The sequence below is a fragment of the Labrenzia sp. PO1 genome, from assembly GCF_012273635.1.
GTDB classification, from domain to species: Bacteria; Pseudomonadota; Alphaproteobacteria; order Rhizobiales; family Stappiaceae; genus Roseibium; species Roseibium algicola.
On sequence record NZ_JAAXCR010000003.1, the window covers coordinates 428,201 to 441,503 of the forward strand.

The 13,303-nt window shown below is 57.8% G+C and carries 13 protein-coding genes; 2 read left to right on the plus strand and 11 right to left on the minus strand.

Annotated features, from left to right (window positions below; all coding sequences use genetic code 11):
- Positions 1-2: 2 nt before the first annotated feature.
- From surE to nagZ, 9 genes are all read right to left on the minus strand, one after another.
- The gene (gene surE / locus HCG46_RS16950) at positions 3-761 is read right to left on the minus strand and encodes a 5'/3'-nucleotidase SurE (RefSeq protein WP_022998718.1); all 759 of its coding nucleotides are present in this window, start codon (positions 759-761) and stop codon (positions 3-5) included.
- 189 nt (positions 762-950) lie between these two features.
- A complete protein-coding gene (gene serS, locus HCG46_RS16955) occupies positions 951-2,231 on the minus strand; it encodes a serine--tRNA ligase (protein WP_168686876.1) in 1,281 nt (426 codons plus the stop codon).
- 71 nt (positions 2,232-2,302) lie between these two features.
- Positions 2,303-3,103, minus strand: coding sequence for a twin-arginine translocase subunit TatC (gene tatC, locus HCG46_RS16960; protein ID WP_022998720.1), 801 nt, complete (start codon positions 3,101-3,103; stop codon positions 2,303-2,305).
- Complete coding sequence (tatB, locus tag HCG46_RS16965; protein ID WP_022998721.1) at positions 3,100-3,528, minus strand: Sec-independent protein translocase protein TatB; 429 nt, start codon at positions 3,526-3,528, stop codon at positions 3,100-3,102. The genes tatC and tatB overlap by 4 nt, the downstream gene beginning before the upstream one ends.
- A 41-nt stretch (positions 3,529-3,569) precedes the next feature.
- Positions 3,570-3,794: a twin-arginine translocase TatA/TatE family subunit gene (locus HCG46_RS16970; RefSeq protein ID WP_022998722.1), complete on the minus strand. Its 225-nt coding sequence runs from the start codon at positions 3,792-3,794 to the stop codon at positions 3,570-3,572.
- Between the two features lie 126 nt (positions 3,795-3,920).
- Positions 3,921-5,060: an ABC transporter ATP-binding protein gene (locus HCG46_RS16975; protein ID WP_168686877.1), complete on the minus strand. Its 1,140-nt coding sequence runs from the start codon at positions 5,058-5,060 to the stop codon at positions 3,921-3,923.
- A complete protein-coding gene (scpB, locus tag HCG46_RS16980; RefSeq protein ID WP_022998724.1) occupies positions 5,060-5,767 on the minus strand; it encodes an SMC-Scp complex subunit ScpB in 708 nt (235 codons plus the stop codon). The genes HCG46_RS16975 and scpB overlap by 1 nt, the downstream gene beginning before the upstream one ends.
- The gene (locus HCG46_RS16985) at positions 5,757-6,587 is read right to left on the minus strand and encodes a ScpA family protein (RefSeq protein ID WP_035909502.1); all 831 of its coding nucleotides are present in this window, start codon (positions 6,585-6,587) and stop codon (positions 5,757-5,759) included. Before HCG46_RS16985 ends, scpB begins: the two co-directional genes overlap by 11 nt.
- A 20-nt stretch (positions 6,588-6,607) precedes the next feature.
- The gene (nagZ, locus tag HCG46_RS16990; protein WP_168686878.1) at positions 6,608-7,627 is read right to left on the minus strand and encodes a beta-N-acetylhexosaminidase; all 1,020 of its coding nucleotides are present in this window, start codon (positions 7,625-7,627) and stop codon (positions 6,608-6,610) included.
- A gap of 117 nt (positions 7,628-7,744) precedes the next feature.
- Between nagZ and HCG46_RS16995 the strand changes: the two genes are divergently transcribed.
- On the plus strand, positions 7,745-8,758 hold the full coding sequence (locus HCG46_RS16995) for an alpha/beta hydrolase-fold protein (RefSeq protein ID WP_168686879.1): 1,014 nt from the start codon (positions 7,745-7,747) through the stop codon (positions 8,756-8,758).
- An 18-nt stretch (positions 8,759-8,776) separates the two neighbouring features.
- Here the strand turns inward: HCG46_RS16995 and HCG46_RS17000 are convergent, their stop codons facing one another.
- Entirely contained in the window at positions 8,777-9,700 is a 924-nt protein-coding gene (locus HCG46_RS17000) for a DMT family transporter (RefSeq protein WP_168686880.1), read from the minus strand.
- A gap of 132 nt (positions 9,701-9,832) precedes the next feature.
- Between HCG46_RS17000 and HCG46_RS17005 the strand changes: the two genes are divergently transcribed.
- Positions 9,833-10,750 carry a LysR family transcriptional regulator gene (locus HCG46_RS17005; protein ID WP_168686881.1) on the plus strand — a complete coding sequence of 306 codons (918 nt, stop codon included), beginning with the start codon at positions 9,833-9,835 and terminating at the stop codon, positions 10,748-10,750.
- A gap of 56 nt (positions 10,751-10,806) precedes the next feature.
- Here the strand turns inward: HCG46_RS17005 and HCG46_RS28675 are convergent, their stop codons facing one another.
- Positions 10,807-13,203 carry an SPOR domain-containing protein gene (locus tag HCG46_RS28675; protein ID WP_168686882.1) on the minus strand — a complete coding sequence of 799 codons (2,397 nt, stop codon included), beginning with the start codon at positions 13,201-13,203 and terminating at the stop codon, positions 10,807-10,809.
- Positions 13,204-13,303: the final 100 nt, after the last annotated feature.

Consider the following 13,303-nt stretch of genomic DNA (forward strand, 5'->3'; position numbering starts at 1 on the left):
GTTTACCCCAAAGCCTCCGCCAAGTGTGTCACCAGGTCGTGGGCTGTCAGATCTATGCGTAGCGGCGAAACGGAAACATATCCATCCGCAATTGCCTGCAGATCGGAATTATCAAGTACGGATTTGCCGCGATCCTGAAAACGCAGCCAGTAATAGGGATAACCACGCCCGTCCGAACGCTCGTCGATGGACAGTCCGCTTTGTTCATGGTGCCCCTGTACGGTAACCTTGATCCCCTTCACGTCCTTGGCGTCACAGGCCGGAAAGTTGACATTCAACAACGTATATTGCGGAAGTTCGAAATCGATCAGCCTGCGGAAGAGCGCTGGTGCGTGGGCTTCAGCGGTCGAATAGTCCGGCTCGGCACGCACATCCCAGTTGTAAGCCTGGGAAACGGCGATCGACCTGATCCCGAGGATGGCTCCTTCCATCGCTCCGGCAACGGTTCCGGAATAGGTCACGTCTTCAGCGAGGTTCTGGCCCCTGTTAATTCCCGACAGCACAAGATCCGGCAAACCGGGCAGCACCTTGCGCACGCCCATGATCACGCAATCAGTTGGCGTCCCTTTCAAGGCGTAGTGCCGGTCATCGAGCTTACGAAGGCGCAGCGGGTCGCTCAGTGTCAGGGAATGGGCAACACCACTCTGGTCGGTTTCAGGAGCGATTACCCAGACATCGTCGGAAAGTGTCCTGGCAATGTTTTCCAGAACCGTCAGCCCGGGAGACTGAATTCCGTCGTCATTGGTGATGAGGATACGCATCTCGATCTTTGCTCCGTTTTCCCACGAGCTCTTCTGACATCATGTCCGAAGAGGCCCAAATGAAGATGGACGGCAAACTTGCGCGGTTGCCGTCCATTGCAATCAAAATTCCGGCGGTATGCTGCGACTGAACGCCGGCGCTCACGATCCAGGCAATGCCGATCAGGCCGCCCTTCCCGCCGGTCCCGCTCAGCCGATCTTTTCCAGACCACCCATGTAAGGTCGCAGAACGTCGGGAACGGTGATCGTGCCATCGCCATTTTGATAGTTTTCCAAAACGGCAATCAATGCCCGCCCAACTGCGATACCCGATCCGTTGAGGGTGTGCACGTGGAGCGGTTGTTTTGAGTCAGTGGGCCGGAACCTTGCATTCATGCGGCGCGCCTGAAAGTCGCCGCAAACGGAACAGGACGAAATCTCGCGGTAGGTATCCTGTCCGGGCAACCAGACCTCGATGTCGTAGGTCTTGCGTGCACCAAAGCCCATGTCGCCGCTGCACAAGGTCATCACCCGGTAATGCAGGCCGAGTTTCTGCAGAACTTTCTCCGCGCAGCCCAACATGCGTTCCAGCTCGTCGAGCGAGTCTTCCGGCTTGGTAACGGAAACGAGTTCGCATTTCTGGAACTGATGCTGGCGCAGCATTCCACGCGTATCACGCCCGGCAGACCCGGCCTCGGACCGGAAACAATAGGTGAGCGCAGTCACACGAAGCGGCAGTTGATCTTCCGGGAGGATCTCACCGGCAACCAGATTGGTCAGCGGTATTTCGGCCGTCGGGATCAGGTAGTGATCCGTGGTGGTCTTGAAGAGATCTTCCTCGAATTTCGGCAGCTGACCGGTCCCGTAGAGCGGATCGCTATGAACCAGAAGCGGCGGCGAAACCTCTGTATAGCCGTTTTCCTGGGTGTGCAGGTCAATCATGAACTGGCCAAGAGCGCGTTCCAGCCGGGCAATCTGACCCTTGAGGATCACGAAACGCGAACCAGACAGCTTGGCCGCAGCGGCAAAGTCCATGCCGCCGAGGTCTTCGCCCAGCTCATAGTGTTCTTTCGGAGCTTCATTGAACGTGAAGACCGGTTTTTCACCGTGCGTCTTCAGAAGCACGTTGCCGGCTTCATCCTCGCCCACAGGAACATCGTCATGCGGCAGATTGGGGATGACGGCCATGGCCGCTTCCAGATCGGCAATGAGCTTACGCTCTTCTTCTTCACCCGACTGAATGAAAGCCTTGATCTGTGCGACTTCGTCAATCAGCTCTTTCGCACGCGCGTCATCGCCCGAGCCCTTGGCCTTGCCGATTTCCTTGGAGGCGGCATTGCGCCGTTCCTGGGCTTCCTGAAGTTTGGTGATATGGGAGCGACGGGAATCGTCCAGTGCGATCAGCTTGGCTGCGGAAGCTTCATAACCCCGTTTAGCCAAAGCCTGGTCAAAGGCGACTGCGTTTTCCCGTATCCATCTAATATCAAACATCTTCGCTTCCCGAACGACGGTCGTTTCAATCAATTCCGTCTGTCAATCCGGGAAGCGCAGCGTTCAAAGCATCAAGCGGCCGCATCCTCGGCTTCGCGTTGAGCCTCCCTTTCGGCACGCTGGCGTTCCACCAGTTTGACGGACAGAATGGAGACTTCGTAGAGAAGCAGCGTAGGCAGCGCAAGACCGATCTGCGAGATCGGGTCGGGTGGTGTCAAAATTGCAGCAGCAGCGAAGGCACCAACAATCGCATATTTGCGTTTTTGGCGAAGCGTATCGGAGCTCACCAGGCCTGCCCTGCCGAGCAAGGTCAGCACCACCGGCAACTGGAACACCAGGCCGAAGGCGAAGATCAGGATCATGATCAGGCCCAGGTATTCACTCACCTTGGCAAGATGCTGAATGGCGACCTTACCGGTGGCCGCAGCCTGTTCCTGAGACAGGAAGAAGCCCATGGCCATGGGCATGACCAGGAAATAGACGAGACAGGCACCGATCAGGAACAAAACAGGCGTTGCGACCAGAAACGGCAGGAACGCGCCACGCTCATGCTTGTAGAGCCCGGGCGCCACGAACATGTAGATCTGGCTGGCCACGACAGGAAAAGCCAGAAAGAGCGCGCCGAAAAGCGCGAGCTTCAACTGGGTGAAAAACCATTCCTGCGGCGCGGTGAAGATCATCTCCACCGGGTGGCCCTCTCCTGCAGCACGCAGGTAAGGCACAGTCAGGATGTTGTAGATATCCGTGGCGAAATAGAAGCAGATAACGAACATCACGAGGATCGCACCGATCGACCACATAAGTCGTTGGCGCAGTTCGATCAGATGTTCGATCAGTGGCGCCTTCGAGGCGTCGATTTCGTCCTGGCTCATGCCTTTACATCTTCCGTCACCGGCGCGGTTTTCGGCTTTGCCTCGGTTTCAGCCTGGGCTGTTTCCGTAGGAGAAACCTTGTCCGCATTTGCGCTGTCTGCCGGCGGCGACGCCGGTTCGCTGGCTGCCACTTTTGGCTTGTCGGCTTTCTTGGTCGCGTCTTCTTCGATGGATTTTTTCAAATCACCCAACGGATTGAAGTTGGCGGCCGATTCGACCTGCTTCTTCATGTCAGCGATATCGGCCTGTTGTTCGGCCTCACGCAGCGCGTCGTTGAAGGTCGACTGGAACTCACGCGAAAGCTTTCGCATCTTCCCAATCGTCTGGCCAAGTGTGCGCAGCATGCGCGGCAAATCCTTTGGCCCCACGACGATGATCGCCACACAGGCGATCACCAATAGTTCGGTCCACCCGATATCGAACATGAGATGTATCGTCCCTTAAGGAGACGCGATGCAGATTGAGATCAGCTCGCTTTGGTCTGATCTTCGGCGTTCACGGACGATGCCGTTTCGCTGCTCTTGTGGTCGATGGTCTTCGGAGAGTCGGCTACGTCGTCTTCGGCCATGCCCTTCTTGAAGCTTTTGATTCCCTTTGCAACATCACCCATGAGATCGGAAATCTTGCCACGTCCGAACAGCAGAACAACGACCACTGCGATGATCAAGATCTGCCAAATACTAATGCCCATACGCCAAACTCCTGATAATCGGCTTTAAAAGCCCTTAGGCCCTTCTTACAAAAACGGCCCACTCCCTGCAACATGCCAGTCTATTTGATTTCGATCACTTAGACGGAATGATAAGTTGCCCTCCCCTTAGACTTGGGAAGGTGAACGCGGAAAAACAAGCACGTCTTTCGGATCAGTCGTAACGGCAACGTCCATTCCACGCTCCCAGGGACTGCCCGCACGAACCCTTGCCTGAAGGGGATGATTGAGCCCGTCTATTGCAATAGACAACAAATCGACCTCGCCGACGAATCGTTTCGAACGAATTCTGCCGGGAACACCGCACAATCCGGCATTGTTCAAAACAACGCCTTGTGGCCGAACGCAAACATCAACCTTCTGCCCCGGCGACAAACCCTCCGATGACAAGACGCCGACCGGCGTTTCGACACCTGCCAGGGTCACAACACCTTCCAACTGGTTCAGTTCCGAAAAGAACCTTGCGGCAAACAGGTCGACGGGCGCCTTGTAGAGGTCTGCGGCCGTGCCGTGCTGAACCAGGCGGCCCTGGCGCATCAGTGCGATCTTGTCGCCCATGCGCATGGCTTCTTCCGGATCGTGGGTCACAATGATGCAGGTGGCGCGCGTTTCGCGAATAACCGCGAGCGTTTCATCGCGCACATTGTCACGAAGACGTTTGTCGAGACCCGAGAATGGTTCGTCCATCAGGAGAATGCCGGGCCTGGGAACCAGTGCACGGGCCAGCGCGACACGCTGCTGTTCACCACCGGAAAGCGCGTGAGGATAGTCGGCTGCATAGTCCGCCAGACCGACGCGGCCGAGAGCACTCAGGGCGGCGGTCTGGGCTTCCCGTCTTGGCATGTTGGTCAGGCCGAACATTACATTCGCCAGAATGCTCATATGCGGAAAAAGCGCGTAATCCTGGAACATCAGGCCGACACCGCGCTTTTCGGGAGGCTGAAACAGTTCATCGCCGGCAATTTCCCGGCCGTTGATCAGCACCCTGCCCTTGCTCTGACGCTCAACGCCTGCGGCAATACGCATCAATGTGGTCTTGCCGCAGCCGGAATGACCAAGCAGACAAAGGATCTCGCCCGGTGCGATGGACAGGCTCAGGTCCTGAACCGATGTCACGCCATCATAGTCGTGAGACACATTCTCAAAGACCAGACCTGCAGCGATGGTTGCGCCGGCTGTTCCGGGCGCACCCCAGCTCAGCGTATGGCCATTGCCATTGGTTGAAGTCGGCTTTTTGCGATCGGGCATCAGGATCCGGCGGTCTCGTCCGCGTCATCATCGTCAAACAGAGACCCGTCTTCTAGTGGATCCTCATCTTCCGTCAATGCGATATCGTCATTGGGTGTCGGCACAAGGAACGAGGCCGGCACGGCGCTGTCCAGAAGCCCCGCTCCCTTCAGCTCCTCAAGTCCCGGCAAGTCTCGGACATTCTCCAGACCGAAGTGGATCAGGAAATGATCGGTGGTTCCGTAGGTGACCGGACGGCCGGGAGTTCTGCGGCGTCCACGCATTCGTATCCATGTCGTTTCAAGCAGAACATCAAGTGTTCCCTTGGACGTGGAAACGCCTCGAATTTCCTCAATCTCGGCGCGCGTGACCGGCTGATGATAGGCGATGATCGCAAGCGTCTCGAGTGCTGCGCGCGACAATTTGCGCTGCTCTTCGACGTTCCGGTGCATCAGGTAGGCGAGATCCTCAGCCGTTCGGAAGCACCATTTCCCCGCGACCCTCACCAGATTGACGCCTCTCGAGGCATAGGTGTTCTGCAACTCCTCGAGAAGGGCCAGCACATCCGTGCCTTCTGGCAGACGTAGTGTCAGCTCTTCAAGCGACAGCGGTTCGGACGAGGCGAACAGCAACGCTTCGACCATGCGAAGGCCAGCCGGATCCAGAGGCTTAGATGGAGCGGTTTCCTCGTCGTTTTCCAACTGCAGAAGATCGAAATCAGACGCCATGATCCGGCTCCTTCATGACGGCACGAATATAGACCGGGGAAAAAGGTTCGCCCTGCCGGATTTCGACCTGACCTTCGCGCACCATCTCGAGACTGGCGCTGAAGGTGCTTGCGACAATCGTCGCCCAATCCTTGTTGTCGTAGAGATAATCGCGCAGATAGGCATTCATTGGGGCCCATTCACCGACCCGGCCAACCAGTTTGGTGAGCAGTTCGCGCGCTTCCTGCAGCGACCATACCGTCCTGCGCAACACACGGACGGAGGTTACGGATTGCCTTTGGCGCTGCGTGGCATACGCAGACAGCAGATCGTAGATGGAAGCGTCCCAGATGCTCTTGTGTTGCACCGACATGGTTTCAGGTTCACCACGATGGAACACGTCCCGCCCCTGTCTGTTCCGGGTCAAGAGTTTTTCGGAAACCTCCCGCATAGCCTCCAGACGCCGCAAACGGAAAGCGAGAGCCGCGGCAAGTTCCTCACCTGTCGGTTCGTCCTCATTCTTCTGCTCAGGCAGCAACAGTTTGGACTTCAGGAAGGCAAGCCATGCAGCCATGACCAGATAGTCCGCGGCCAGCTCCAGCCTCATCCTGCGGGCTTCGGCCACGAATTCCAGGTATTGTTCGACGAGTTCGAGAATGGAAATACGCGCAAGATCTACCTTTTGCGTTCGCGCCAGGCCTAACAGGAGATCGAGCGGGCCTTCGAAACCTTCCACATCGACAACAAGTTGCGGATCGGAACTCGCACGCTCCTCGGGAGTGCTGACAGAACTGAGAAGATCGTAGGAACCATCCTGCTGTCTCTTCGAGCTGTTTTCCATTTCCGCCATTGCCGCTCCGGTCAAACGCCCTGCCAGCCGGTCAAGGAGTGAAATTCATCAAAGGCCGCAAGCCTGTCAAATTCCGGATCGGGAACCTGGAATCCGCTCAAGGCCGTCTCGCAACGCCGCCTGGCTTCACCCGAAAGCTCGGGCACCACCTTCGCGACTGCAATCATTTCATCCATATCACCATTGCAGTGCAAAACGATGTCGCACCCTGCCTCGATGATCTTGCCGGACCGGTCCTCAAAACTGCCACCGAGCGCCTTCATGGAAATGTCGTCGCTCATCAGACAGCCGTCGAAGCCGATTTCACCCCTGATGATTTCCTGAATGACTTTCGCGCTCTGCGTCCCAGCTGTATTTGGATCGATCCCCTCGTACACAATATGGGCTGTCATCCCCAATGACACGTGAGAAAGGGCCTTGAAGGGCCGGAAATCCACGCTTTCCAAAGAAGAAATGGCCGCGTCGACACGCGGCAGCTCCAAATGACTGTCGACACGTGCGCGTCCGTGGCCCGGAATATGTTTGATCACGGGCAACACGCCACCCGCCAAAGCACCTTCCGCCATCGCCTTGCCGAGCGTTGCAACGACTTCCGGGTCCTGTGAAAATGCCCTGTCTCCGATAGCATCAACAGTTTCAGGGAACCTGACATCCAGACAAGGCAGGCAATCGACCGTTATGCCAACCTGGTAGAGATCATCTGCAATCAGCCGCCCGGCAAGCCAGGCAACTCTTTGTCCTGCTGCAGCGTCCCGGTCGTACAGATCACCGTATGCCTTCGGTGCCGGATACTTTGGCCAATGAGGTGGCTTCAACCGTTGCACCCGGCCACCTTCCTGATCCACCAGAACGGGTGCATCGCTCCGGCCTACAGCTTCCCGAAAAGCCGATGTGAGTATCCTGACCTGTTCCGGCGTTTCGATGTTGCGCGCGAACAGGATCAGTCCCCAAGGGTCTTCCTGCTGGAAAAAGTCGATTTCGGAACTTGTCAGGGTCGGTCCGGCACACCCGGATACAAAGGCTTTGGTCATTGATCCGGCTTAGCCGCAGCGCCGGGAGCCGTCAAGAAATGCAAGTGCTGCCTCTTGCACCCTTGTCACTATCTTGCAATCTAGACGACCTTCGTCCCAGATCTGATTGGAGCCCCCATGCGCGCGCGTCTCGACATTCCTGCCGGCACCCTGCACCGTTTTTCCCATAGATCTGAAATCCTTGGACGAAACCGGCTGGGAGACACGGCAACGCGCGAGATCCACGTCTATACCCCGCATGGTCATGACGGCAGCGGCTTGCCGCTTCTGGTGGATATCGTCGGATTTACTGCCGGCGGCCCGGCCCACACGAACTGGAAGAATTTCGGTGAGAACGTACCGGAGCGGCTCGACAGGCTCATCCATGACGGTGCCATGCCACCTGTTGCAGTCGCCTTTCCCGATTGTTTCACGCGTCTTGGCGGGAACCAGTACATCGACAGCGACGCAATGGGGCCCTGGGCAACCTGGCTGACAACCGAAATGCTGGAAGATGTTGAAAATCGCTTCAAGTGCGGCGGCAACGGCAAGCGCGGTATCTTCGGAAAATCCTCAGGCGGCTACGGCGCGATCATTCACGCGATGAAACACTCAGACGTCTGGTCTGCCGCCGCCTGCCATTCCGGTGACATGGCGTTTGAACTTTGTTACCTGCCCGAAATGCCAAGCGCATTGAGGGCAATTGCAAAAGCGGGTTCAATCGAAGCCTTCGTCCGGGATTTTGAAAAGGGTCCGAAATATCCGGGCAACTCACTTCATGACCTGATGACCTTTGCCATGGCTGCAACCTACGATCCGGATCCCGATCCGGAGGTCTTTTGCGGCATCCGGCTGCCTGTCGATCCGGAAACATGCGAACTCATTGAAGAACGCTGGAATGCCTGGCTGAAGTGGGACCCTGTGCACATCGTAGGTGATCACATCGATGCCCTGAAATCCTTGAAGGGACTTTGGATCGAATGCGGCGACGTCGATCAATACAACCTGGTCTATGGTGCGCGCCGCCTGCACAGGAAACTGAGCGAAGCCAGCGTTGACCACGTCTATCAGGAATTCAGCGATAATCACTCCTCAGTGGACTACCGGCTGGATGAGAGCCTGCCGTTTCTGGCAGAAAAGCTCAGTCATTGACCTTCGGCGCCAGGCATCTCAGGAAGCCTGGCGGAACTTTCTGAAAGGGTTCGGCAGGGTCAGAATAGCACCTCCCGCCACAATCAGAACGGCCCCAAAGACAGCAACGCGAGTGGGAATTTCTCCCCAGACTGCAAAACCGAAAACAGCCGACATCACCACTGTGCCGTAATACACGGGGGCAAGTGTTGCCGCCCCTGCTCTTCTGTAGGCGGAAATATTCATGGACTGGCCGACAATTGCCAGTGGACCCATCCAGGCAAAAATCAGCAGATCGCTCCAGGAAACTCCCTCTTTGACGATCAGCCAAAGGACCGGCCCACTCAACAGCACCGCGGCAAAGACATTGACATATGCCAGGATGGTGACGGTGTCCTCGCGCTGGGCAATATAGCGCATGATCAGGGCTTCACAGGCCATGAACACGGCGCCCATGAGCGCTGACATGACGCCAGCCAACGCAAGCTCGTCATAACCCGCAGCACTTTCCGCAGACCGGACCACGAGATACGCACCTGCAGCGCACAACACACCTGCGACCCAATGACGACCGGTGATCACCTCCTTGAGGACAAGACCAGCCAACACGATGGCAATGATACCTTTTGTGAGGCCGATCGCGGTTGCGTCCGCCAAGGGCAGGACACTGGCGGCGTAGATGGAGCAGGCAAGTCCGCCAACACCACAAAACGCTCGCATGAGGTGCAGTTTCCAGAGCGGGCTGACACGTGTGAACACCGGAACACGCTTGACGGCCGCAACACTCACGATCGTTGCAGCTCCCCCAATGAACCGAAGCCAAACCAGCACAGCAACCGGCAACAAACCTCCAGACAGTTTGCCTGCGGCAAATATCGGTGTGAAAGCAGCCATACCGGCAAGTGCAAGCAACAGGGCGAGCAACGTGTTATCCGGGCGGTGATAGACGGAGTTCTGTGACATTCAACGGTTCCAGGTAATTTCAAGAGAGTCTTATCACTGCTCCGGCAGCCAAATCAGTCGTGAATACCCCATAACGGGTATGCGTATACGCATCACGTTGCTCCTCGCCTTGTATATTGGTATAACCCGCCCATGAACTGGGATGATCTGAAACTGGTTGATGCGGCTGCCCGCATGCGCTCTCTCTCCGGGGCGGCAAAGGCACTGGACATCAGCCAACCGCAACTGAGCCGCCGCCTGAAGAGCTTTGAAGACCGGATAGGCGCAAGACTGTTCGACCGCACGCCGACAGGACTGAAACCGACGGATGCCGGGCTGCGGCTGATCCCACTTGCAGATGACATGCGCAAGAAGGCGGAGGCGGCTGCACGGATCCTGCCCGATCTGTCCGGATCGGCACTGAAGGTTGTTCGTGTCGCCGTGGACGAAGTTCGTGCGCGGGTTCTGACTGACCGGTTTGAATTACTGACGAGCCTGCTCGACGGTGTTGAGCTTGAACTGATATCAAGCCACCAGCATGTCAATCACCAGTCACGCAGTATTGAGCTGCAGATCCGCAATTGCCTTCCGGAAACCGACACGTTGATTGCACGGAAAATCGGTGAATTGGCCTACGCGGTTTACGGTTCGGCCGATTACGTCGCAAAACACCCTGCCGCCAGAACACCGGACCGTTACAAACTCTGTACATGGCTTGGCTTTGCTCCAGACGACCTCTGGTATCCCTCGCAGATGCGCTGGCTGGAAACCCGGCTGGCTCAGATGCCGAAACTGCGTTCCAATACCATGACGACTCTCATGAACATGACCGCATCGGGAGCCGGATTGTGTCTCTTGCCGGTTTTCATGGGCGACAGTAACCGCGAGCTCGTCAGATTGACTGAGCCGCTTGCGGAACTCACGAACGTCGAGCACATCATCGTTCACCGGGACTTGCGCCGGGAACCCGCCGTGCGTCAGGCCATGGATGCCATCGCCGAAGTCTTCCGTCACATGGGACCGCAGTTGCGCGGCAGCTTGTTGAACGAGGCCGTCGCAGCAGCAGAATAAAACGGCCGGGAATACCCGACCGTCTCACTTACGCTTTTCAATTTTGTAGTCCGTCGTCAGGGCTGTCTGCGAACGAAGCAGTCGCCACCGGCTGCCTGGAGGCTTTCGCACAAGCTTATTGCTTCATCGCGCGACCCGGTCGGGATCCGCGCCCTGTAGAACACACCCCTGTCTTCAACAGTCGCTGCAACGATCACTGCGTTCCGGTTACCCAATACGGCCGGGAACCGCCGTTGCAGTCCAGAGTATGCGTCGCTTGCAGCAGCTTCAGAACGTTGAGACGTTACCTGAACGATATAGGTTCCAGACGGGATGCTGCCGCCGGAGGTGCTGGCAACTGGCGCCGGAGCTGCGGGCGCAGTTGTTGCCGGGGCGGCAGGCTGTTGCGTCAGGTTAAGAGGACTATCGTTCTGCTGCGCCTGCACCGGCGTCGTGACGGCGGCTGGAGCACTGGCAACCTGAACAGGTGCATCCGGCTTCTTGCGAGGCACAACAGACGGCACCGGTGCAGCAGGTTCACTTGCAGTTGGTTCCGGTGCTACGTCGGCACCGGTTACGATTGCGGGTGTATCGGGCTGAGCCGGTTCCGGTGCAGTGGCTGACGGATCTGCAGGCGCGACATCCGCACCGGTCACGACGGGCGACGTGGAAACAACCCGCGAACCGTTTTCGCCGGCAGCCGCATCAGGCTCCGCAGGTACCGCCGGTTCAGGCTGCGCCGGTGTCGCTACAGCAGGTTCTTCACCTTCAGGAATGATGGTTCCGTCCGGTCGCACGACCACAGTCCTTACCCGTTTCGGAGTTCCGGGAACGAGATCGGCGTCGCCATTGGTGCCTGCAGGTGCCGGCGGCAACTCTGCGGGTTGCGGAGATTCTGTCGGGATAAGCCTGTCTGGTCCGGCTACACCAGTGCCGTCGACCCGGTCATAAATAAGCTTGCCGGCCTGATCGTTTGCCGAAGCCTGGCTCTGCTCCGGATATACCTTGAGCGGCTCCTGCAGACCGCTGATGACCGGTGGCGGACCACTGGGTACAGGAACGGCGTCGCTATCGAACAGAAAGAAGCTTGCGCCGCCCAGGACAGCAACGCCAAGCACTCCAGCTGCAACGAACAAGCCTTTCCGGGATTTTTCGCCCGCATGCGGTATCGCGTTGCGTTCGGCTGCCGAGTGAGGCGGCAGGACGCCAGCACCGGTAAGGCTTGGATCGCTTTCCTGCATTGCCCGTGCAACCGCATCAAGGTCATAGCCTTCCGGCGGTGGCGGCGTTTCGTCGTCTTCCGATTGAGGAACCGCTGCAGCTGCAGCAGGCCAAGCCATATCGTCCAGGTCCGGCTCTGTTGATGGAGTGTCCTGCAACGATGGATCGATCGAGCCACCAACAGGCTTCCGAGACGTTGGAGCCGGGAAGTCAAGATCGGCAAAAAGGGCGTCTATGCCGGCAGGATCTCCTGCCTGTTCCGGCGCGACTTCCGCCTTTTGCGCCGCCGGTTCGGACTGAACCGGGTTCAGCGCAGCAAAGAAGTCATTCTCGTCAATCTGCGGACGTTGCCCGGTTACCGGCTGCTGGTAGCTGGAGGTTTCGAACACCTCCTCATCTCCAGCAACTGCCTCAACCGGTTCATCGTGCTGCACACCGCCAATCCGGTATTCGTCCGAGGGACGCGGCGCATCAATTGGCTTCGAAATGCTGGACGCTGCGGTCCCAATGGCGGGAGACACGGACGGCGCGCTCGGCACCTGGGTTGCGCGGGTCAAGCTGTCAGAAACGGCAAAATCGTTTTTTTCGCGGGAGTATGAAGATGCCGGTGGCATCACAGGAATTGAGGGAGTTTGAGGGGCAGCCTCTTCCACCTCGTCTGCATATCCCATATCGGGCGCGCTTGCCGGATGTGTCTCGTCAACGGACTGACGCAAGGCGCCGATCAACTCGTCTTCCAGTTCTGCCGTAAGATTCTGTTCGAGATCCATGGCAACGGAAGGTGCGAGATAGGACTTGTCGTTTGCGCCCTCCGGCTCAGCCTGCACTGGGGCAGCCTGCGGCGTGCGAAACTGGACGACATGATCCACCGGAGCATGTGACACGCCAACCGGGGGAGCGACTGATTGTACAGGTTCTGCGGCCTGCTCCGGCTCGCTCGGCCAAAGCGAAGAAACGTGTGAAGAAGGCGTCACAGGGGCTGTTTGAACCGGCTCTTCCAGCTGGAAAGACTGCTCGAAGCTGGACGGCGGTGTCGCCGCGTAGAAATCATTCCTAGAGGCGCTGTATGTTCCTTCAGGTTCTTCGGCAAAGTCCGCGCCAGCAGTGGCTTCAGGCGTATTCGACACCGGACGTAGATTTGAAAACGAAGGTTCGATGCGCGACGGCGCCGGGGTGGATTGTGCAGGCGCATCGCCTGCCACATCGTCCAGCCCCGCAAAATAATCTGTACTACCAACGCGGCCGCTGCTCACATTTGCCCCCGATTGCTTGTTCTTGTGGACAATCCGGGCCAATTCAACCAGCGGATCCTCCGCGGCCGGCCGTTCGCCGCCCGCCTCGTTTTGCGAGGCG